The sequence below is a fragment of the Ursidibacter sp. B-7004-1 genome (genome assembly GCF_053654055.1).
Window position 1 is genome coordinate 19,478 of the sequence record NZ_JBSIUP010000003.1, and the last position, 20,575, is coordinate 40,052.

Sequence of the window (20,575 nt, forward strand, 5' to 3'; positions counted from 1 at the left end):
TACAAGCGGTCTTTTTTACTCAACTTTTTACAACTTGGAGAATTATCTACTATGATGAGAATTGCACTCTTTCTTGCAACAAACTTTGCCGTGATGATTGTATTAGGCATTATCTTAAGCGTAACAGGTATTGCTGGTAATAGTACTGGCGGTATCTTAATTATGTCAGTGCTTTTTGGTTTTGCAGGTTCATTGATCTCATTATTTTTATCAAAAACAATGGCACTACGTTCTGTTGGTGCAGAAATTATTACTGAGCCACGCAATAATGCAGAACGTTGGTTAGTTGAAACCGTTAAACGTCAATCACAACAAGCAGGTATTCCAATGCCTGATGTCGCCATTTACCACTCAGCTGATGTGAATGCCTTTGCAACAGGTGCAACCAAAAGTAACTCCCTTGTTGCAGTAAGTACTGGCTTATTAAATTCAATGACACAAGACGAGGCAGAAGCTGTTGTTGCACACGAAGTTGCTCATATTGCAAATGGCGATATGGTTACGATGACTTTATTACAAGGTGTACTCAATACCTTTGTTATTTTCTTATCTCGAATGATTGCAACCGCTGTATCAAGCACTCGTAACGACAATGGTGAAGAAAGCCAAAGCACTGGGATTTATTTCCTAGTATCAATGGTGTTAGAAATTCTCTTTGGTGTATTAGCAACCATTATTGCGATGTGGTTCTCTCGTTATCGTGAATTCCGAGCAGATGCTGGCTCAGCAAGCCTTGTGGGTAAAGAAAAAATGATTGCTGCCTTACAACGTTTACAAAAACTACACGAGCCTGAGGAGTTACCGGGTTCATTAAATGCATTTATGATCAATGGTAAGCGTAAAGAACTCTTTATGAGCCACCCACCACTTGAGAAACGAATTGAAGCATTGAGAAACTTATAGGTTTCTCTTAAAACGGTAATAAAATAGGCAATAATATTAAATTATTGCCTATTTTCTATATCCTCTTATAAATGTTTTAATTTATATTAAATCTTACTGGCACAGTTAATGATGTTGGGAAACCAACTGGTGGTGAAGAATTCATTTTGGTACTTTGTGCAGCTTTTACTGCGGCTGCATCTAAACTGCTGTTGCCTGATGAATTGATCACACTCACATTAGTGATTTGCCCTGATGCAGATACTGAAAATGCTAAAGTAACAACACCTGTCTTACGCATCATTCTTTCTCTCTGTGGATAACTATTTTGAGCTCGTTGCTGTAAAGCCTTTTGTAATTGTGCTTTATAAGCACCAATTTCACTGCCAGAAGCACTTGATCCACTACCACTAGATGTTCCAGTTGTTGCTGTTGATGCCGTAGAGCCATTTAAAGTACCTTGTTTTACATTATTGCTCTGAATTGGTGCGGGTACTGCTTTTGCTACAATACCTTGCCTTACTTCAGGTGCTTTTTCCAATGCTTTAATAGGTTTCTTAATTTCTTTCGGTTTCTCAGGTTCTTTACGCTTCTCTTCTTTTGGTTTTTCTTTCGGCTTTGGCTTTTCTTTAGGCTTTGGTTTCTCAATAGGTTTTACAGGCTCAGGAATTGGTTCTGGTTCTTTCTCTTCTGGCTCTGGTTCAGGCTCTGGCTCTTTTACTTTTTCTGGCTCTGGCTGTTCTTCTACAACATTTTCAGGTGCTGTTGCAACCGCTGGCTGTTCTAGCAATACAGCCATCATTTCCATCGAAATACTCGTTACTTCTTCGACAGGATGTTCTGGTTTTGGCTGATTAGCAAGCCACCAAACTCCCGAAAACAAAGCACTATGTGCAACTAAAGAAACAACAAAACCAACCCGAGAATATTTTTTTTCCATTTTCTCGCCCTATTTTGCTGTTTCTTTCTTCGTTACAATTGCGACATTTTTAATCTCATTGGCAGCTAATAAATCAGTCAGCTCAACAAATTTCTCAAATGCGACTGCACCATCTACTTTTAATGTTACTTTTTGAGTTTTATCCCAAGTTGAAATTTCACTATTCAGCATCTCTTTAGTGATAGGTTTATCATTGTAGAAAAACTCATTGTTTTCTGTAATAGTCAGTAATTTAGCAAGTTCATCGGCTTTCATTGCTTGAGTTGTTGAAGCTTTTGGCACATTTACCTGAATTTTTCCTTGAGAAATAAAGGAAGCAGTAACAAGCACAATCGCAAGTAAAACCAACATAATATCAATGAAAGGAATAATATTGATTTCATCAAATTTTTTCATAATTTCTTATCTCAAATGGTAAATTTATTCGTAAAAATAACCGCTTAACTACGTGATTTACGCACATCTAGGGCTTGCCATTTGAGTTTATTTTCTTCTACTCTACGCCCAAAACCGTTGTAGAACATCATTGCTGGAATCGCCACCAAAATACCAACTGCAGTCGCTTTAAGTGCGAGAGATAAATGCACCATTATAGATGCAGCATCAATTTCACCACCTGAATGACCTAATTCATAGAATGTTAAAAGAATACCAATTACTGTACCTAATAAGCCAACATAAGGCGCATTAGAACCAATCGTTGAAATTGTTGTTAAGTTATGGGTTAAATCAATCTCTAGCTCTTGTAAGGTTTCATAGCTAGTTACGTTCACCTTACGATAAAACAGAATGCGTTCAATGATCTTAGCAAATAGAATCAAGCTCATTAGACCAAGTAGGCCTAAAATGATGTAATCAATATATTGTTGTAAAAAGTGAAATAGTTGTTCCATAGTATAAAATCTTCCCTTTGAGTAAAAATAAAAAACACATAAGGTTATTTATGTATTTGAGAATAGTTCGTATTATATGACTTTGAGTTGAAAGTTCAACTGAAATTCATTATGCGAATCATTCATTTAGTGATATATTCTGCCTCTCATTGCTTATTTTTTTAGGGAAAATATGGAAGAAACTTTTATTGAAATAACCCCACAGCAAGCTTGGGAAATGATGCAAAATGAAGACGCTGTTTTAGTCGATATTCGAGATGCTATTCGCTTTAATCACAGCCACCCACAAGATGCGTTTCATTTAACCAATTATAGCTATGGTAAATTTTTAGACGAATATGATTATGATCAGCCAATTCTCGTAAGTTGCTATCACGGAGTAAGTAGTCGTAATACAGCTCAATACTTAGTCGAACAAGGTTTTGAGCGTGTTTATAGTGTTAAAGGTGGTTTTGAAGGTTGGGTAAGAGCGGAGCTCCCGATAGAAACTGCTTACTAACTAACAACAAGCGGTAAGATATAGCCAAAACATTGCAAAAAATGGGTATAAATTCACCGCTTATTACAATGTATTATAAAGGAAACATTATGTGGAAAGAGATATTGCTAAACTACGGTATTTTCTTATTAGAACTCTTAACCGTATTTGGTGTTGTTGCTGTTGTAATGATGATTATTCTTGAAAGCCGCAAACAACCAGAAGCAGGTACGATCACGATTACAAATTTAACTGAAAAGTATCAAGAACAAGAAAAAACACTAAATAGCTTATTTTTAAGCGAAGCGGAACAAAAACATTTAGAAAAACAAGAAAAAAAATCTCAAAAAGAGAAAGCTAAAGTAGAAAAGAAACGTTTAAAAGCAGGTGAAGAACCTGCCGAAGAAACGAAATCACGCCTTTTCATCTTAAATTTTAATGGAGATATTCACGCTAGTGCAGTAAGTTGCCTACGTAAAGAAATTGATGCTTTGATTTCGCTAGTTAATCCAGAAAAAGATGAAGTCTTATTAAAATTAGAAAGTCCTGGTGGTGTTGTACATGGCTATGGCCTAGCCGCATCACAATTACAACGTTTAAAAATGCGTAATATTCCCTTAACTATTGCCGTAGATAAAGTTGCAGCAAGTGGGGGGTATATGATGGCTTGCGTTGCAGATAAAATTATTTCTGCACCTTTTGCTGTAATTGGCTCTATTGGTGTTGTTGCTCAAGTACCAAATATTCATCGTTTATTAAAGAAAAATGAGATTGATGTTGATGTAATGACAGCTGGTGAATATAAACGCACAGTAACTTTTGTAGGGGAAAATACAGAGAAAGGTAAGCAAAAATTCCAGCAAGAATTGGAAGAAACACATCAACTATTTAAACAATTTGTACAAGAAAATCGCCCACAAGTCGAAATTGAAAAAGTTGCAACAGGGGAACATTGGTTTGGTACACAAGCGATTAAATTGAATCTTGTCGATGAAATCTCAACAAGCGATGACATTGTTCTCAATTCGATCAAGGGAAAAGATGTTATTGAAGTAAAATATCGTCAGAAGAAGAAACTGGCTCAACGACTAGGCGATCAAGTAGAATCACGCATTGAAAATTTGGTTGCTAAATTTTTACATAAGAATCGTTCACCAATGTTATAAAAATGACAATATTTTTATTGTGTAAAATTTTTCAAATTGATGAAGAAATAGACTTCCAAAATCGCTAAAAAATGCGTATTATACGCACCCTTAAATCAAAAGGATATTTTCCTTATGGAAAAGGGATGAAAAAATGTACGGTTTTAAACCGTACTTTTTATTTGGCTCACGCTCTTGTGAAATCTGCTTTTATTTTAATCAAGGGATACTGCAATGCAAATAGGGCAATATGCTATTAAAAATCGTATTTTCCTAGCCCCAATGGCAGGCATTACGGATCAACCATTCCGTCGATTATGTAGCCAATTAGGAGCAGGTTTAACATTCTCAGAGATGATGTCCACAAATCCTGATGTATGGCATACCGAAAAATCGAAGTTACGCTTAGCGCATCATCACGAAATTGGTATCAATGCCGTACAAATAGCAGGTTCTGATCCTACTGAAATGGCAAATGCTGCAAAAGTGAATGTTGAGTATGGGGCAAATATTATTGATATCAATATGGGGTGCCCAGCTAAAAAGGTAAATAAAAAAATGGCAGGTTCTGCCCTTTTGCGTGAACCAGAATTAGTTGCTCGTATTCTCGATAGTGTAGTAAAAGCTGTTGATGTGCCTGTAACATTAAAAATTAGAACAGGTTGGGATCCTGAAAATCGAAACTGCCTAGAGATTGCTCAAATAGCTGAGAAAGCAGGTATATCTGCACTAACAATTCACGGACGTACTCGTAGTTGCCTATTTGAAGGTGAAGCCGAATATGATTCGATAAAAGCTGTCAAGCAATCAGTTTCGATACCCATTATTGCCAATGGAGATATTACTTCTGCTCCAAAAGCACAACAAGTTCTTGATTATACAGGAGCTGATGCAGTGATGATTGGTCGTGGAAGTTTTGGCTATCCTTGGTTATTTAAGGAAGTGGGAGACTTCTTAGAGAAAGGGGAGTATTCATCTATTTCAATAGATGACAAGTGCCAACTAATGCTTAAGCATATTGATGATCTTTACCAGTTTTACGGTGAAGAAAAAGGTTATCGTATTGCTCGAAAACACGTTGGTTGGTATGTGGAAACATTAAGCCCAAACTCAAATTTTAAACGTACTTTTAATGCTTTAAGCTCAACTTCAGAGCAAATGCAAGCATTAGAAGATTTTGTAAAATTGATTCGAGAGAATCCTAATAAGTTGGATAAAAAGTAATGTTAGAACAACAAACAACAAACCCATTAACAGTATCAATGCTTAATGCACAAGCTCAACAAGTGAATAAACCACTTCGTGATAATGTGAAACAAGCAGTTAGAAATTATTTATCTCAATTAAATGGTGAAGATCCAACAGAATTATATGAGTTGGTTTTATCTGAGATTGAACACCCAATGTTAGATATGGTTATGCAATATACACGTGGAAACCAAACTCGTGCAGCGACAATGCTAGGCATTAACCGCGGTACATTACGTAAAAAATTAAAAAAATACGGTATGGGCTAACCTATATTATTTACTAATAACAATCCGTAAATGAAACGTACGGATCGTTATTTTTAGGTGTAATGGATAACTCAACTTTTGTCCATTACACCTTTTTATTATTTATCTTTATTCGTTTCTGTTGAAGAAGTTTGCGCTTTAGATTTTTCTTCTTCACTTAACACAACAGCTCCCGCACTTGTACGGCGTTGTAATTCGTGATTTTGCAGTAAAGCATTAATTCTACGCTGTTGATACTCTAATTGTTGCTCAGTTGGTTGATCTTTTGCTGGTGCATTATAACTAACCTGTTGAACCGAGTTGGTAAATGGTAAAGTCTGTAATACAGGTTGCTCAGTAGCAGCAACTTCTTCACCACCATTAAAGGTATTAACGCCAATAACCGCCATTAAACACACAGATGCAGCAACACCTGCTTGCATTAAAGGTGTTCCCCAACGTTTTAACTTGAGTAATAAACCTTTTGGTTTTGCACTTTCAGCAGTTTTTTCAATTTCTTCATTTTCAAGCAAAGCTTCCATCTTCGCAGAGAAATCATTGCCTAAAAGAATATCTTCACCACGCATTACACTACGAATTGTGTGATAATTTGCCCATTTTTGTTGTAGCTCTTCACTTTTACATAATGTATCGGTAAATTCTCCATTCACATTATGTCCGTCTATATAGGCGGAAAGTGTTTCTCGTTGTTGCATAGATAACTCCAATGATATTTAAATCTGTTGCATTAAAGGATTAACTTTCGCATCAATCGCTTCTCTAGCTCTAAAAATTCGTGAGCGAACAGTCCCCACAGGACACTGCATCACTTCCGCAATTTCTTCATAACTTAACCCATCAATTTCCCGCAAAGTAATCGCAGTTTTTAATTCATCAGGTAAGTTTTCAATCGTATCAAATACAATTCGTTTTAATTCTTCTGATAACACCAAATTTTCTGGGGTATCTGCTTCTCTTAATTGAACGCCACTATCATAACTTTCAGCATCTTCGGCTAAAATATCTTCTTTAGGTGGTCTTCTACCTAAAGCAGTTAGATGATTTTTTGCGGTGTTTACAGCAATTCGGTAAAGCCAAGTATAGAAAGCACTTTCACCACGGAAAGATTCTAATGAACGATAGGCTTTAATAAAAGATTCTTGCACAATATCAGGAATGTCATCTCGTGAGACATAGCGTGTTAGCAACCCTGCTACTCTATTTTGATAACGTACGACGAGTAAATTAAATGCTTTTTTATCACCTTGTTGTGCACGTTCAACCAATGCCTGATCGGTTATTTGTTCACTCATCTATTTGCGTTCTCCTAACTTCTACGCGTAGATTCTTTCTTATGCACGCTCTGTTAGTGCGTAAATTGACTAGAAAGTTCATAAAAATAGTTCAATTGATTAAAAATTACTCTCTTATTTTAGGTTTTTTAAAAATACCAAATAATAAGCATAACCCACTGATTATAAAAATACTCCAATGCCCCAAACGAGCAAATAAAGTTTCCCCTTTAATTGCTGAGATTTTCATCGTTAATGTTGTTGATTCAAATTGTGGTGCTTGAGCGATAACTTGCCCCAAGTGATCAACAAATGCAGTAATTCCCGTATTTGTCGCACGAATAAGCGGTTTACCCAGCTCCAATGCTCTCATTCTCGCCATTTGAAAATGTTGCCAAGGCCCTTGACTCTCTCCAAACCACGCATCATTTGAAATCGTCAATAAATAATCGGCATTATGTATCTTTTGATTTTGTTGGACTTGATGACCAAAAATAATTTCATAGCAAATTGCCACATTAAAACGCTGTTGAGCAACTAATAATGGTGCTTGAATAAAATCACCTTGAGATAAGTTAATAGGTAATATAAAAATCTCTCTCATCCAATCTAATAACCGCCCAAACGGCACATACTCACCAAAAGGAACGAGATGATGTTTATTATAACGTGCTGCTCTATACAAAGAATAAGGTTCTTTCGGATCACCTAATACCACTGCACTATTAAACAATCCTTGTTGGCTTTGATAGAATGTTCCAATAATAATTTGGCTTTGTTTTATTTGGGCAATCCGATCTAACCGAGTTAATAATGGCTCAATTTGCTGTTCTAACGCAGGAATGGCAGATTCTGGCAACACGATGACATCACTCTTACCTAATAATGGTTGAATTAAACGAGAGTAAGTTTGCACCGTAAAATCAAAATGTGCAGGATCCCACTTCATTTTCTGTTCAATATTTCCTTGAACAAGGCTAATTGTGGTAGGCTCTTTCTGCTTATCTATTTCAATAAAAGAGAAAAACTTTGTAGTAAAAGCGATAAGTAATATCATCACTAAATTAGCTGTACAAGCGGTTGGATACTGGCGATCTTTTGCAAATTTGTGAAAAATCCACACAATATAACCGCTTACCAGCATCACAAAAAAGGTTAGCCCTTCCACTCCAAATAGCGGAGCGATTCCCCAAAATAGGCTATCAATTTGTGTATAACCAAATTGTAGCCAAGGAAATCCCGTAAAGACAACCCCTCGTAAATATTCTGTCAAGGTAAAGACACTAGCAATAATCCAAGGGCTACGCCACTGAAAGCGTTGTAGTAAGTAACTGAATAATAAATAATAAATAGCTAAATAACAGGCTAACAGTAATACTGCTAGATAGCTAACAATTTCAGGCACGCCACCAAACTGGATCATACTGACGTGTACCCAATTTACGCCAATCGTAAAATGGCTGACAGCCCATAAAAACGTAGCAATTAACGCAGTACGTTTCTCAGCCAATGTTGCCACCCAAATCAGCCCCATTGCTGAAATAAAAGCAACGACCCAATAGTCAAATGGGGAATAAGCGAGAGTCCCTATTCCCCCTGAAATTAAACCAATAAGATAAGCGGTAAGATTTGACGACTTTTTTGTAATAACCATTATTATGTTTCTCTACGGCTTATTTTTATTCGTGATTTCCATCTTTTTGTTGCATTAAAGCAAGCTGTTCATCGGTTACTGTAACTCGTAACTGAATTAAACGACGGCTATCGGCAGATGTTACCTTAAATAAAATTCCATTTAATTCAATAGTTTCTCCACGTTTTGGTAAATAACCAAAGGCTTGCAAGACTAAACCACCGACTGTATCCACTTCTTCATCATTAAATTGTGTAGCAAATTGCTGATTAAAGCGTTCAATATCTGTTAATGCTAATACAGCATAGCTATGTTGAGAAAGCTGACGAATTGGCTCAATTTCTTCTTCATCAAACTCATCTTCAATATTACCGACAATTTGCTCTAGAATATCTTCAATAGTTACTAACCCTGAAACTGCCCCAAATTCATCTACTACAATTGCCATATGAAAACGCTCTGAACGAAACTCTTTCAACATTCTATCCACGCGTTTACTTTCTGGCACAATAACTGCGGGGCGTAAAATTTCTTCCATATTAAATGGCTCAGAATCTGAACGTAGATATTTGAGTAATTCTTTAGCTAATAAAATACCTTCAATGGTATCTTTTCCATCTCTAATGACAGGAAAACGAGAGTGTGCCGACTCAATAATAATATCGACACAAGCATCTAATGGCTGATCTGCATCAATAAAAACAATTTGTGGGCGTGGGATCATTATGTCGCGAACACGCAATTCAGATATCTCCATTACGCCTTCTATCATCTCTTTAGTATCGGTATCTATAAGCTCATTTTCAGCAGAATCACGAATAACTTCGACAAGATCTTCACGATTTTTAGGTTCTTGTTGAAATAACCCACTAAACAAGGATTTAAAAAATGATTTTTTTTCTGAAGAGCTTATGCTCTGTTGGTCATCACTCATTTGGATATACTCATAAATAAATAAAACTTGAGAAAGCTATCACAATTTAGATAAAAAATCGACATTAGTTCGCATTCCTTGCTTTCTATTTACATAAATTTAGCATAGGATATACACAATTTTTTCGTTACATCGGATTTATAGGAGTTCATTTTATGAAATTAGCCAAAATTGCATTTACTCTGAGTGCTTTATTTATCAGTGCAACAACCTTAGCAGGAACAGTAAGTAGCTCATCTAATATCAATTTTTTAGCTTTTGATGGACAAAAAGTAAAAAAAAGCACCAAATTAGAAGTAAATGATAGTAACCAACATCAAGTTGTAGTCGAAGTTTCAAGTATTTACCACTCAGGTTCAGATAGCTCTTTCTTTGAATCACAACCAATCATCATTACATTTGCAGGTAGTACTGAAGATATTAAAATTACCGCACCTGATTTACGCACTGATAGCAATGTTGCCGAATTTAAAAAAACACCTAAATTCAGCGTAAAAACAGCATCTGGTAAAGAGTTAGAATATAAACACGATTACTTAAAAGGTGAAGGTTTTATGCCGAATGCGAACATTGTAGAAAACTTATCAAACTACAATAGTGGTAATAATATCGCCTCATTAAAATCACTTGCCGTTACCCCAATGGCAGCTATGATGCCAACATCAAATGGTAAAGCGACAAAAGGTAAAGTAATGGTTCAAGGTGAAAATATTGCAGAGCAGCAATTACAATACTGGTTCCAACAAGCCGATAAAGAAACCCAAAAACGTTTCTTAGATTGGGCGAAAAAACAGTAACCACTTACTATAAATCATAAAGTCTTGTAGGGATAATATCCCTAAAAAGTTAGACTAAATTTAATTAAAGGACTAGGTTCTATATTACACAGAACCGAGTCCTTTTAATTTTACTTGAATACACTCGTTATGCAGTGTAGGAAAAAAGGTTATTTTTTGCTGAATTATGCCTTCATAGAGAGAATAGAGGGCGTATATTTCCTATGTTCACTACCTATTTGAATTGATGAATAGCATTACTAACTTCATTGTCATTATAGATGGCTTGAATTGCATCTGTATATGCTTGATTTAAGACATTGTGGATCTCTTTATTACTTGCACCGAAAGCCCCCTCGTAAGAACGTGCAGTATTAAAGTTTTTATTAAAGTCTCCTCTTACCCCCTGTACTGCAACTTCAATATCTACATTAGCATTTACTTTGTAACGTAAATTCCCTTGTTCAACATCTGCAAAGAAACGTTTTATTTTGACTGTAACATTGGCATTTCCTGCACCTTGAACAATCGTAAAGCCTTTACTATTTAAATTTTGTTGCATTGCTTGTTGAAACAGATGAGAAACCTGCGGCACTGCATTTAAACGAATAATATTACCACTATCAGTATAACTCGCTACTTCTGCTGATGGGCGTAAATCCTGAGTCATTACATTCACTAACGCAGTTTGATTATTTGTGTTAAATACCGCCGTTGGTGCTGGCACATTAAATGTCAGAGTGTTTGACTGAGTTTGGCAACCAGCTAATACTGCTGTACCAAATAAAGAAACGACGAGCATTGCTTTTTTTGTAAGTTTCATAAAACCTTCCTTATAATGAGTAAATACGGGTAAAGTATAGTATTATCTTACTAAATTTCCAATCATTCAGGAGAAACAATGTCTGTACAACAAACTATTATTCAAAAATTAACTGAACAATTCACACCTAGTGTGCTCCAAGTTGAAAATGAAAGCCATCGCCATAGTTCTGGGCGTGGAGCGGAATCCCATTTTAAAGTAACTCTTGTTTCATCTCAATTCGAACAAATGCGTACGCTCACTCGTCATCGTAGTGTGTACCAATGCCTAGCAGATGAATTAGCTAATGGTGTTCACGCTTTAGCGTTACATACTTATACACAACAAGAGTGGATTGAACAAGGTGAAATAGCCCCCAAATCGACAAACTGTGTAGGACACGGCCATTAAATTTACGAACATTATACAAAACAGAAAAATCACTTGATTAGTCAATTAAATTTTTGTATAGTTTACAAAGATTTAAGAATGTGCATTTATATGCACATTTCAGACTGATGACAAACCCTAATTTGTTGTATTCAATAAACGGACACACGCAGTGTGTCCCTACACAACAAAATAAAATTTGTTATTTTTCAATCAGTTATAATTTTTCTTGTAGGGACTCACTGAGTGCGTCCGAATGAAAAAAGACTTTGTCAATAATCTGGAATGTGCATTTATATGCACATTTTTTATTGATTTGGTGAGATGTCCGAGTGGTTGAAGGAGCACGCCTGGAAAGCGTGTATATGGGAGACTGTATCGGGGGTTCGAATCCCCCTCTCACCGCCATATCAATAAATATATCTGTTTTCATATTCATAGATAATTCCTTGTTAAAATAACTTACCTCCAAACATTTTATTATGTTTGGAGTTTTTTTATTCCTTATATTTGGGGATGTTGGTAAATATGTTCTCTCCTATATATTTCGCATCTTTATTAAATTTCGGTAAAATAGACACAATTTTTTCTTATAAGGATTTCAATATGACCCAACTTAGCGTTGTTATTCTTGCTGCGGGTAAAGGTACTCGTATGTATTCAGATTTACCGAAGGTGTTACACTCAATTGCAGGTAAGCCGATGGTAAAACACGTAATTGATACCGCAAAACAGCTTGATGCCAAACAGATCCATTTAATTTATGGACACGGTGGCGATTTATTACAACAACGTTTAGCGAATGAGCCTGTGAATTGGGTGTTACAAGCCGAACAACTGGGAACAGGGCACGCAATGCAACAAGCTGCACCATTTTTTGCTGACGATGAAAACATTTTAATGGTGTACGGCGATTCTCCACTTATTACCAAAGCAACGTTAGAAAAACTTATTGCCGCTAAACCTGAAAATGGTATCGCATTACTTACCGTAGAGTTAGCTAATCCAACTGGTTACGGACGTATTATTCGTGAAAATGGTTCGGTGGTGGCAATAGTTGAGCAAAAAGATGCGAATCCTGAACAGTTAAAGATTCAAGAAATCAATACTGGCGTAATGGTGGCGAGTGGAGCAAGTTTCAAAAAGTGGCTGGCTCAGTTAAACAATAACAACGCACAGGGCGAATATTACATTACCGATGTGATTGCAATGGCAAATCGTGATGGTTTTAAAGTACAAGCAGTGCAAGCAACGGATTTAATGGAAGTTGAAGGTGCAAATAATCGCCTACAACTCGCCGCTTTAGAACGCTATTATCAGAAAACACAGGCTGAAAAATTATTGTTAGCTGGTGTGACAATTGTTGATCCACAACGTTTTGATCTGCGTGGAACAGTTTCCTACGGCAAAGATGTTTATATTGATGTGAATGTAGTGCTTGAAGGCGAAATTAAATTAGGTGATCGTGTCAAAATTGGTGTAGGTTCAGTGCTGAAAAACTGTGAAATTGGTGATGATGTAGAAATTAAACCTTATTCAGTCATTGAAGATAGCGTCATTGGTAAACAAGCTAAAATTGGTCCTTTCTCTCGTTTACGTCCTGGTACACAATTAGCAGAAGATACTCACGTTGGTAACTTTGTGGAAATTAAAAATGCACAAGTGGGTATAGGCTCAAAGGTTAATCATTTAGCTTATGTAGGTGATGCTGAAGTGGGTACAAATTGTAATATTGGTGCAGGTGTCATTACCTGTAACTATGATGGAGCGAATAAATTTAAAACAATCATTGGTGATGATGTATTTGTTGGTTCAGATAGCCAATTGGTCGCTCCAGTAACGATTGCAAGTGGCTCAACCATTGGTGCGGGTTCAACAGTAACTAAAGATGTGGCGGAAAAGGAATTAGTGATTACTCGTGTACCACAACGTCATATTCAAAATTGGCAACGTCCGACTAAGAAAAAAGCGTAGCAAATAAATAAGCGGTGTGAATAGCAAAATTTTTTGCAAAACGCACTGCTTGTTGTGAAATAGTTATAGCTTTTTTCCTGACTTTTCTGTAAAATCCGTCCGTTTTTTGTGCTTGCTTTTTCATTGAAAAAACAGTTCAAAAAACATTATTTTTATTAACCCAAAATCACACACATATCACAAACTGATTATCGGGGTGCTGTTAAAATAAACTGTTTTAATGGTCGATATACAGGATATGTGGAGGCAAAACCCTTCCCATAAAAATGGGAACTAACATAAAGGAAATTTCTTATGGCACAAGTATCTATGCGCGATATGCTTAACGCAGGCGTTCACTTCGGTCACCAAACTCGTTACTGGAACCCAAAAATGAAACCATTCATTTTCGGTGCGCGTAACGGTGTTCACATCATCAACTTAGAGAAAACATTACCATTATTCAACGATGCATTAGCGGAATTAACTCGCATTGCAAGTAACAATGGTAAAATTCTTTTCGTTGGTACAAAACGTGCAGCGTCTGACGCAGTAAAAGCAGCAGCAGTAGAGAGCCAACAGTTCTACGTAAACCACCGTTGGTTAGGTGGTATGTTGACTAACTGGAAAACAGTTCGTCAATCAATCAAACGCTTAAAAGATTTAGAAACTCAAACTCAAGACGGTACTTTCGATAAAATCACTAAGAAAGAAGCATTAATGCGTACTCGTGAGCTTGAGAAATTAGAATTAAGCTTAGGCGGTATTAAAGATATGGCTGGTCTTCCAGATGCAATTTTTGTAATCGGTGCAGACTACGAACATATCGCAATCAAAGAAGCAAACAACTTAGGTATTCCTGTATTTGCTATCGTTGATACTAACGCAAGCCCAGATGGCGTAAACTACGTTATCCCAGGTAACGATGACGCAGCTCGTGCGATCCAACTTTACTTAGATGCAGCAGTTGCAGCAATCAAAGAAGGTCGTGGTCAAGAAGTTGAAATCGTTGCAGAAGAAGCGGCTGAATAATCGTATTAAGGCATAAGCCCTATACACATTCGTAATTTGTGAAGCAGGGGCGACAATTCCCCTGCTTTCTTTGTTTATATTTAAGAGGAATAAAAAATGGCTGAAATTACAGCATCTCTAGTAAAAGAACTTCGTGAGCGTACCGGCGCTGGAATGATGGAATGTAAAAAAGCGTTAGTAGAAGCAAACGGTGATATCGAGTTAGCAATCGATAATATGCGTAAATCTGGTCAAGCGAAAGCAGCTAAGAAAGCAGGTAATATTGCAGCTGAAGGTGTAATCTTAGCTCGTGTTGGTGCTGGTTTTGGTGTATTAGTTGAAATGAACTGCCAAACTGACTTCGTAGCAAAAGACGCTGGTTTCTTAGGTTTAGCAAATGAAGTTGCTGACTACGCATTAGCAAACAAAGGTATCTCAATTGAAGCATTAGCTGCACAATTCGAAGAACAACGTGTCGCTTTAGTTGCTAAAATTGGTGAGAATATGAACATTCGTCGTGTTCAATACTTAGATGGTAAAGTGATTGCACAATACTTACACGGTGCGAAAATCGGTGTATTAGTAGCTGGTGAAGGTTCAGAAGAAGAATTGAAGAAAGTTGCAATGCACGTTGCTGCATCTAAACCTGAATTCGTAAACCCAGAAGACGTATCTGCTGATGTTGTGGCAAAAGAGCGTGAAATCCAAATCGAAATTGCAATGAACTCAGGTAAACCAAAAGAAATTGCTGAGAAAATGGTTGAAGGCCGTATGGCTAAATTCACAGGTGAAGTATCATTAACAGGTCAAGCATTTGTAATGGATCCTTCACAATCAGTAGGTAGCTACTTAAAATCAGTAAATACTTCTGTATCTAACTTCATTCGTTTAGAAGTGGGTGAAGGTATTGAGAAAGTTGAAGAAGATTTTGCAGCAGAAGTTGCTAAAATCACTGGCGGTAACGCTTAACACTTTAGCGAATAACTAGAACGAAAAACCGAGCATTTGGCTCGGTTTTTTGCTAGTAAGAAGCAGGAGGTAATGGATAAAATAGTTGCTAATAATATTTTTCTTATATTGTTAGAAACTCTTTTTATGGGAGGTAAATTAGCATTTTATCTACTATACCTATATTGCGATTGCTAAAAATATATCCTAATAGGATAAATTATAATGATAATTTCAATAACCTTGCCACATTCTCTGCTGTTGAAATTAAGTTATCTTTCCCTGCTTTCAGTGTTGCATCTAGCGAATCCAACTGTCGAATTATAGGAAAGACAGCATCAATACCACATTGATAAACAACAGAGTAATCTTCTTTCAAACAACCCGTTATTGCAATAACAGGTTTTGCATATTGCTTAGCAACATTAGCAACGCCAATGGGCGTTTTACCTGAGACAGATTGAGCATCCATTCTGCCTTCCCCAGTAATGACTAAATCTGCAACTTTGATTTTCTCGCTTAATCCCACCGCATCAATCACAATTTTAACCCCAGATTGCAATTTTATTTTTGGTAACAACAATAAGCCTCCACCCATTCCTCCAGCTGCTCCTGCCCCACTCTTATCCGCAATATTTAAGCCAAATTGACTTTCAACTTTCTTCGCAAAATGACACAAAGCACGATCAAGAATATCCACCATTTCAGCCGTTGCTCCTTTTTGAGGACCAAAAATAGCAGAAGCCCCCATCTCGCCACAAAGAGGATTATTCACATCACAAGCCACGTCAAACTCAACGTTAGCTAATCTAGCATCAAGGCAAGATAGGTCAATACTGTCGATCTGAGCGAGTTGTTCTCCCCCAAAGCCAATTTCTTTGCCCATATTATCTTTAAATTGCCCCCCTAATGCTTGGAGCATACCTACCCCAGCATCATTAGTCGCACTTCCACCTATACCTAATATAATTTTGGAAACACCTTTCTCTAGGGCAGCTTTAATCAACTGCCCAGTACCATAGCTAGTAGTTTTTAATGGATTTCGTTGCTCAACAGGTACCAGATGCAAACCTGAGGCTTCAGCCATCTCAATAAAGGCAATTTTGCGATCTTTTGATATACCCCAAACCGCATCAACTACATTACCAAGCGGTGCGATAACTGATGTTTTTTGCAAATCTCCCGATGTGGCATCTGTTAAAGATTGAACTGTACCTTCGCCACCATCAGCCATTGGAACTAATTGATAGTTAGCATTTGGATATATACGACTAAATCCAATCTGAATAGCTTGAGCAACTTCTAACGCACTCAAACTTTCTTTAAAAGAATCAGGGGCAATAACAATGTTCATTGAATATCCTTATAATAATACGAGAGAAAGTAAATAGACAGTTAGCATTCCCACTGTTCCCATAATAAAGGTTAAAGCTGTTTGTGTTCTGTAACCTTGTTGAGGAGTTAATTTTGTAAAGTTAGTTACGACCCAATAATAGCTATCATTGGCGTGAGAAACACACATTGCACCTGCAGCAATAGCCATAACCGTTAAAGCAGCAGCCATATCGCTAGTTAGCCCTAAGGCATTCATTAAGGAATCACTAGCATCAAATCCACCCATAATTGATGCGGTTGTAATAATTGCAACAGTAGAGCTACCCTGTGCAGTTTTTAAAATAGCCGAAATAAGGAATGGGAAGAAAATACCAGCACTACTGATAATATGAGCATTCTCTTTAATATATTCTACAAATCCAGCTTGAGTAATAACATTACCAAGAACACCACCAGCAGCTGTAATAAATAATATAGGTCCTACAACTTTTAATGTATCATTAGTTAAACTATCAAACTCAGCAATTTTTTTACTTTGAACTAATAACAACACTGCAAAAATAACACCAATGGCTAAAGCGATAATTGGATTTCCTAAGAATTGAATAAAAATTCCAATATCTCCACTTAATCCCATAATTTTTGCAACAGAACCTAAAGCCATTAATAAAATTGGTGCAATAATAGGTGCCAGACTTAAAAAACCACTCGGTAATTTTCCATAATGCTTAATTAATTCATCGTAGCTTTGATGTATAGCATCATCAGAACCTTTTTCATCAGAAATAATAATAGTTTTGCTTACTCGTTTCGCAAAAAAGTAGCTAGCAACCAATACAGGAAAAGAAACTAAGATCCCCATTAAGATCACTAATAATAGATTATTACCCAACCCAATAGCACCAGCTGCAGCAATTGGACCTGGGGTAGGGGGAATAAATACGTGAGATGCATATAAACCTGCACTTAGTGCAACAGCCATTCCAACAGGACTTGCAGCTATTTTTCTGCGAATAGCTTCTCTAATAGGATTCAAGACTACAAAACCGCTATCACAAAAAACAGGAATACCAACTACCCAGCCCATTATCAACATTGCTAATTCAGGCCTTTTCTGACCAACAAATTTAATAACCATATCAGCTAGTTTTAGTGCTGCTCCTGTTTTTTCTAAAATTGTACCAATGATTGCCCCAAAAATAATGACGATACCAATACTTTTAAACGTGCCACTAAATCCAGTTCCAATAAGTGCAGGAATTTTATCTAAAGGAATCCCTGCAACCAATGCTAGTCCAAGTGAAACACTCATCAATGCTAAAAATGGATGGACTTTCAATTTAGCTATTGACCATATCATTATAATAATTGCAATAACAAAACTGATAATCAATGTAATACCAGTCATATAAAGCTCCTTTTGGTTATCTTTGTTAAAGTTACTTTATTATTTGGTAAAAGTATAAAAATTTCTTTGTATATAAATACAAAAATATACGTAATAAATCGAATTGTTTTATATAAAAACCCAAAACATCAGTACCAAATTGAACCTAAATATAAAATAAATTTTTCATCTATCTTATTGAAAGATAAAGAAGTAATTCGTTCTATCTTATCTAGCCGATAACGTAATGTATTGGGGTGTATAAATAACTTTTGGGAAGCGTGAACAAGATCACAGTTTGATAAAAAATAGCATTGTAGGCTTTTTAAAAGAAGGTGGTTTTCATCTTGCTCTAATAGTTTTTTAAATGGTTTTAATAATTCTTTTGCTTGCCAGCTATCGCTAAACTCTTGAAAAAGAGATGGTATTTTGTACTCATCAAACATAACCAATTTTTTCTTAGGTGCAATACGCTCGATGTGAATTAAAGTACTATAAGCGGTCTGATAAGAAATATAGGCTAGACAAAATTCTTTTACTTTTGCTCCAACCACGATATGCCCTTGTATATTTAAAGTAGAAAATATCTGTGAAATATCTCTACACAAGTTTTTATCTCGTGTCTCTTCTTTTAATAATGCGAGTTTATCAATCTCAATAACTGCAATAAATAATGTAGGGTAATGATATTCAAAATACGATAATAATTTTTGCAATAATTCTGGAGTAACGTTCTTTATTTTGAGTAGTACAACAGATATAGGTTGATAAATATTGATTTTCCAAAAGTCAGCTTGTTGTTTTATTTGTTCTGGTGTTAGTGTTGCGCTTAATAATCCTTTAATAAACTCTTCTTTATAACGTTTTTTCCAAATATCTTTTTCAATCTCAAAAGATTGTTCCATAATCAATTCAGCAGCCATTTTTACTAACTGAGCATACTGTCTTATTTCTTTAGGATTACCTGAAATACCAACGACACCAACTGTATTACCAAAATAATTTAAAGGTAAATTTATCCCTTCTTTTACTTCATCATTCCATAATTTAACTAAATCACTATCAATTTCCGTTATCTGATTTTTTCGTAATGAGAGTATTGCTCCTGTATGTTTTTGATTAAGGCGGCTAGGATCTCCAGAAGCAATAATAATGCCATTTTCATCCATTACATTTACAGAATAAGGAATGATTTGCATAGCTCTCTTGACGATTAAATTTGCAATAGATTTACTTAGTTTCATCACTTTTCCTTCTGTAAAAATAGATGATTTTAAATTAAGCTCTTACCGAATAAACCTTAAACTTATTAGATTTTGCTAACAACTGATGTGAGCCAAAGGCTTGGTCTAATAAGTCTGGGTAAGGTAAAAAAGCGTTGGCGACAATACGCAATTCACCGCCTTTGTTTAAGTGTTGTTTTGACTGTGCAATAAGTGTTTCTACTGCACGGTAAGCGGTGTCGATACCATCGTGAAATGGTGGGTTAGAAATAATTAAATCGAAACGACCGTCAATATGAGAAAAGACATCACTGGCTAAAACTTCCCCGTCTAATTGATTTTCAGCTAATGTTCGCTGGCTAGAATGGATTGCCATTGCGTGAATATCCGACATTGTGAGCTTAATTTTCGGGAATTGTTGTTTTAAAGCAGCGCCGATAACACCTGAACCACAGCCTAGATCGAGTACTTTGCCTTTTAATCCATCTGATTTTGTAAAAGTAGAAAGCAATAGTTTTGATCCTGTATCTAATGCCGCAGAGCTAAATACCGCTGGCAACGCATAAACTATTAAATCTTCTAAGCGGTAAGATTTCCAGAATTTTTTACCATCAAAGCTCGGTTTTTCACTTAATGCAAAATGATATAAACCACAACGGCGTGCGGAGTCAATTTTGGCAATTTCGCCTAATGAAGAAAGCATTGTTTCAACAGATCGAACGCCAGCTCTATTCTCACCAATAATCAATAATTCTTGCCCAACTGGTGCGTTAGAAAGCCATTGTAATAATTGGAATTGGCACTCTTGCTTATTTTTAGTCCAGTAAAATACAGCTAGGTCTGCGGGCTGCTCACATTCCAACCCAAATATCACATCTTTATGTTGATTTGCATAATCAAAATAACTTGAGAAAACCGCAACATTTGTGGCTTTTGCACGAATGACATCAGCAAAGCGATCTCGCACATCGCCAAATAATAAAATACTTTTATTTTCAAATAACGCCAAATGACGTTCCAATACTTCACTTTCAAGAGATAACATAATTTTTCACTT

The 20,575-nt window shown here is 36.2% G+C and carries 23 protein-coding genes and 1 tRNA gene; 11 read left to right on the forward strand and 13 right to left on the reverse strand.

Annotated elements, in window-relative coordinates; genetic code table 11:
* Positions 1-51: 51 nt before the first annotated feature.
* A complete protein-coding gene (gene htpX, locus ACWIW0_RS01535; protein ID WP_157394647.1) occupies positions 52-903 on the forward strand; it encodes a protease HtpX in 852 nt (283 codons plus the stop codon).
* Positions 904-979: 76 nt separating this feature from the next.
* On the opposite strand, the gene ACWIW0_RS01540 is transcribed toward htpX, so the two are convergent.
* Genes ACWIW0_RS01540 through exbB form a run of 3 tightly spaced genes read right to left on the reverse strand, consistent with a single transcriptional unit; the run spans position 980 to position 2,715 of the window.
* Entirely contained in the window at positions 980-1,822 is an 843-nt protein-coding gene (locus tag ACWIW0_RS01540; RefSeq protein WP_454451915.1) for an energy transducer TonB, read from the reverse strand.
* 9 nt (positions 1,823-1,831) lie between these two features.
* Positions 1,832-2,218, reverse strand: coding sequence for a TonB system transport protein ExbD (gene exbD / locus ACWIW0_RS01545; protein WP_454451916.1), 387 nt, complete (start codon positions 2,216-2,218; stop codon positions 1,832-1,834).
* A 44-nt stretch (positions 2,219-2,262) separates the two neighbouring features.
* Complete coding sequence (gene exbB / locus ACWIW0_RS01550) at positions 2,263-2,715, reverse strand: TonB-system energizer ExbB (protein WP_454451917.1); 453 nt, start codon at positions 2,713-2,715, stop codon at positions 2,263-2,265.
* Between the two features lie 172 nt (positions 2,716-2,887).
* Between exbB and glpE the strand changes: the two genes are divergently transcribed.
* The 4 genes from glpE to fis all read left to right on the forward strand — a co-directional run bounded on the left by glpE (position 2,888) and on the right by fis (position 5,855).
* The gene (gene glpE / locus ACWIW0_RS01555; RefSeq protein ID WP_454451918.1) at positions 2,888-3,214 is read left to right on the forward strand and encodes a thiosulfate sulfurtransferase GlpE; all 327 of its coding nucleotides are present in this window, start codon (positions 2,888-2,890) and stop codon (positions 3,212-3,214) included.
* A gap of 89 nt (positions 3,215-3,303) precedes the next feature.
* The gene (gene sohB, locus ACWIW0_RS01560; protein WP_454451919.1) at positions 3,304-4,359 is read left to right on the forward strand and encodes a protease SohB; all 1,056 of its coding nucleotides are present in this window, start codon (positions 3,304-3,306) and stop codon (positions 4,357-4,359) included.
* A 213-nt stretch (positions 4,360-4,572) separates the two neighbouring features.
* Complete coding sequence (gene dusB / locus ACWIW0_RS01565) at positions 4,573-5,562, forward strand: tRNA dihydrouridine synthase DusB (RefSeq protein ID WP_454451920.1); 990 nt, start codon at positions 4,573-4,575, stop codon at positions 5,560-5,562.
* A complete protein-coding gene (gene fis, locus ACWIW0_RS01570) occupies positions 5,562-5,855 on the forward strand; it encodes a DNA-binding transcriptional regulator Fis (RefSeq protein ID WP_157394945.1) in 294 nt (97 codons plus the stop codon). The genes dusB and fis overlap by 1 nt, the downstream gene beginning before the upstream one ends.
* Positions 5,856-5,953: 98 nt before the next feature.
* Here the strand turns inward: fis and ACWIW0_RS01575 are convergent, their stop codons facing one another.
* The 4 genes from ACWIW0_RS01575 to corC form a co-directional block, all read right to left on the reverse strand.
* A complete protein-coding gene (locus ACWIW0_RS01575) occupies positions 5,954-6,550 on the reverse strand; it encodes a sigma-E factor negative regulatory protein (RefSeq protein WP_454451921.1) in 597 nt (198 codons plus the stop codon).
* Positions 6,551-6,568: 18 nt separating this feature from the next.
* Complete coding sequence (rpoE, locus tag ACWIW0_RS01580; protein ID WP_454451922.1) at positions 6,569-7,147, reverse strand: RNA polymerase sigma factor RpoE; 579 nt, start codon at positions 7,145-7,147, stop codon at positions 6,569-6,571.
* Positions 7,148-7,253: 106 nt separating this feature from the next.
* Positions 7,254-8,780 carry an apolipoprotein N-acyltransferase gene (gene lnt, locus ACWIW0_RS01585; protein ID WP_454451923.1) on the reverse strand — a complete coding sequence of 509 codons (1,527 nt, stop codon included), beginning with the start codon at positions 8,778-8,780 and terminating at the stop codon, positions 7,254-7,256.
* Positions 8,781-8,805: 25 nt separating this feature from the next.
* Positions 8,806-9,693: a CNNM family magnesium/cobalt transport protein CorC gene (corC, locus tag ACWIW0_RS01590; protein WP_454451924.1), complete on the reverse strand. Its 888-nt coding sequence runs from the start codon at positions 9,691-9,693 to the stop codon at positions 8,806-8,808.
* A gap of 155 nt (positions 9,694-9,848) precedes the next feature.
* Between corC and ACWIW0_RS01595 the strand changes: the two genes are divergently transcribed.
* Positions 9,849-10,490, forward strand: a complete 642-nt coding sequence (locus ACWIW0_RS01595) for a curli polymerization inhibitor CsgI-related protein (RefSeq protein ID WP_454451925.1) — start codon at positions 9,849-9,851, stop codon at positions 10,488-10,490.
* Positions 10,491-10,704: 214 nt separating this feature from the next.
* Here ACWIW0_RS01595 and ACWIW0_RS01600 read toward each other — a convergent pair whose 3' ends face one another.
* Positions 10,705-11,292 carry a YajG family lipoprotein gene (locus ACWIW0_RS01600; RefSeq protein ID WP_454451926.1) on the reverse strand — a complete coding sequence of 196 codons (588 nt, stop codon included), beginning with the start codon at positions 11,290-11,292 and terminating at the stop codon, positions 10,705-10,707.
* Positions 11,293-11,370: 78 nt separating this feature from the next.
* On the opposite strand from ACWIW0_RS01600, the gene ACWIW0_RS01605 reads away from it, so the two are divergent.
* The 3 genes from ACWIW0_RS01605 (at position 11,371) to glmU (ending at position 13,635) form a co-directional block, all read left to right on the forward strand.
* A complete protein-coding gene (locus tag ACWIW0_RS01605) occupies positions 11,371-11,682 on the forward strand; it encodes a BolA family protein (RefSeq protein ID WP_454451927.1) in 312 nt (103 codons plus the stop codon).
* Between the two features lie 297 nt (positions 11,683-11,979).
* Positions 11,980-12,069: transfer RNA gene (locus ACWIW0_RS01610), tRNA-Ser, on the forward strand.
* Between the two features lie 198 nt (positions 12,070-12,267).
* Positions 12,268-13,635, forward strand: a complete 1,368-nt coding sequence (gene glmU, locus ACWIW0_RS01615) for a bifunctional UDP-N-acetylglucosamine diphosphorylase/glucosamine-1-phosphate N-acetyltransferase GlmU (RefSeq protein WP_454451928.1) — start codon at positions 12,268-12,270, stop codon at positions 13,633-13,635.
* On the opposite strand, the gene ACWIW0_RS01620 is transcribed toward glmU, so the two are convergent.
* Positions 13,619-13,759, reverse strand: a complete 141-nt coding sequence (locus tag ACWIW0_RS01620; protein WP_454451929.1) for a hypothetical protein — start codon at positions 13,757-13,759, stop codon at positions 13,619-13,621. The genes glmU and ACWIW0_RS01620 overlap by 17 nt on opposite strands.
* A gap of 170 nt (positions 13,760-13,929) precedes the next feature.
* On the opposite strand from ACWIW0_RS01620, the gene rpsB reads away from it, so the two are divergent.
* Together rpsB and tsf are read left to right on the forward strand one after the other, a co-directional pair.
* Positions 13,930-14,646, forward strand: coding sequence for a 30S ribosomal protein S2 (rpsB, locus tag ACWIW0_RS01625; protein ID WP_157394084.1), 717 nt, complete (start codon positions 13,930-13,932; stop codon positions 14,644-14,646).
* Positions 14,647-14,742: 96 nt separating this feature from the next.
* Complete coding sequence (gene tsf, locus ACWIW0_RS01630; RefSeq protein WP_454451930.1) at positions 14,743-15,594, forward strand: translation elongation factor Ts; 852 nt, start codon at positions 14,743-14,745, stop codon at positions 15,592-15,594.
* A gap of 199 nt (positions 15,595-15,793) precedes the next feature.
* Here the strand turns inward: tsf and ACWIW0_RS01635 are convergent, their stop codons facing one another.
* From ACWIW0_RS01635 to rsmC, 4 genes are all read right to left on the reverse strand, one after another.
* On the reverse strand, positions 15,794-16,927 hold the full coding sequence (locus tag ACWIW0_RS01635) for a glycerate kinase (RefSeq protein ID WP_454451931.1): 1,134 nt from the start codon (positions 16,925-16,927) through the stop codon (positions 15,794-15,796).
* A 9-nt stretch (positions 16,928-16,936) separates the two neighbouring features.
* Positions 16,937-18,316, reverse strand: a complete 1,380-nt coding sequence (locus ACWIW0_RS01640) for a GntP family permease (RefSeq protein WP_454451932.1) — start codon at positions 18,314-18,316, stop codon at positions 16,937-16,939.
* A 128-nt stretch (positions 18,317-18,444) separates the two neighbouring features.
* Positions 18,445-19,539 (reverse strand): CdaR family transcriptional regulator, encoded by a 1,095-nt coding sequence (locus tag ACWIW0_RS01645; RefSeq protein WP_454451933.1) that lies wholly within the window; start codon positions 19,537-19,539, stop codon positions 18,445-18,447.
* Positions 19,540-19,573: 34 nt separating this feature from the next.
* Positions 19,574-20,563, reverse strand: a complete 990-nt coding sequence (rsmC, locus tag ACWIW0_RS01650; protein WP_454451934.1) for a 16S rRNA (guanine(1207)-N(2))-methyltransferase RsmC — start codon at positions 20,561-20,563, stop codon at positions 19,574-19,576.
* Positions 20,564-20,575: the final 12 nt, after the last annotated feature.

Coding starts and splice junctions, on each gene's coding strand:
- ACWIW0_RS01645 (WP_454451933.1), bottom strand. CDS start 19,539: ATGAAACTAAGTAAATCTATTGCAAATTTAATCGTCAAGAGAGCTATG.
- dusB (WP_454451920.1), top strand. CDS start 4,573: ATGCAAATAGGGCAATATGCTATTAAAAATCGTATTTTCCTAGCCCCA.
- ACWIW0_RS01605 (WP_454451927.1), top strand. CDS start 11,371: ATGTCTGTACAACAAACTATTATTCAAAAATTAACTGAACAATTCACA.
- ACWIW0_RS01600 (WP_454451926.1), bottom strand. CDS start 11,292: ATGAAACTTACAAAAAAAGCAATGCTCGTCGTTTCTTTATTTGGTACA.
- ACWIW0_RS01595 (WP_454451925.1), top strand. CDS start 9,849: ATGAAATTAGCCAAAATTGCATTTACTCTGAGTGCTTTATTTATCAGT.
- ACWIW0_RS01620 (WP_454451929.1), bottom strand. CDS start 13,759: ATGAAAAAGCAAGCACAAAAAACGGACGGATTTTACAGAAAAGTCAGG.
- exbB (WP_454451917.1), bottom strand. CDS start 2,715: ATGGAACAACTATTTCACTTTTTACAACAATATATTGATTACATCATT.
- rsmC (WP_454451934.1), bottom strand. CDS start 20,563: ATGTTATCTCTTGAAAGTGAAGTATTGGAACGTCATTTGGCGTTATTT.
- corC (WP_454451924.1), bottom strand. CDS start 9,693: ATGAGTGATGACCAACAGAGCATAAGCTCTTCAGAAAAAAAATCATTT.
- rpsB (WP_157394084.1), top strand. CDS start 13,930: ATGGCACAAGTATCTATGCGCGATATGCTTAACGCAGGCGTTCACTTC.
- tsf (WP_454451930.1), top strand. CDS start 14,743: ATGGCTGAAATTACAGCATCTCTAGTAAAAGAACTTCGTGAGCGTACC.
- ACWIW0_RS01575 (WP_454451921.1), bottom strand. CDS start 6,550: ATGCAACAACGAGAAACACTTTCCGCCTATATAGACGGACATAATGTG.
- ACWIW0_RS01640 (WP_454451932.1), bottom strand. CDS start 18,316: ATGACTGGTATTACATTGATTATCAGTTTTGTTATTGCAATTATTATA.
- rpoE (WP_454451922.1), bottom strand. CDS start 7,147: ATGAGTGAACAAATAACCGATCAGGCATTGGTTGAACGTGCACAACAA.
- sohB (WP_454451919.1), top strand. CDS start 3,304: ATGTGGAAAGAGATATTGCTAAACTACGGTATTTTCTTATTAGAACTC.
- ACWIW0_RS01635 (WP_454451931.1), bottom strand. CDS start 16,927: ATGAACATTGTTATTGCCCCTGATTCTTTTAAAGAAAGTTTGAGTGCG.
- exbD (WP_454451916.1), bottom strand. CDS start 2,218: ATGAAAAAATTTGATGAAATCAATATTATTCCTTTCATTGATATTATG.
- glmU (WP_454451928.1), top strand. CDS start 12,268: ATGACCCAACTTAGCGTTGTTATTCTTGCTGCGGGTAAAGGTACTCGT.
- htpX (WP_157394647.1), top strand. CDS start 52: ATGATGAGAATTGCACTCTTTCTTGCAACAAACTTTGCCGTGATGATT.
- glpE (WP_454451918.1), top strand. CDS start 2,888: ATGGAAGAAACTTTTATTGAAATAACCCCACAGCAAGCTTGGGAAATG.
- ACWIW0_RS01540 (WP_454451915.1), bottom strand. CDS start 1,822: ATGGAAAAAAAATATTCTCGGGTTGGTTTTGTTGTTTCTTTAGTTGCA.
- lnt (WP_454451923.1), bottom strand. CDS start 8,780: ATGGTTATTACAAAAAAGTCGTCAAATCTTACCGCTTATCTTATTGGT.
- fis (WP_157394945.1), top strand. CDS start 5,562: ATGTTAGAACAACAAACAACAAACCCATTAACAGTATCAATGCTTAAT.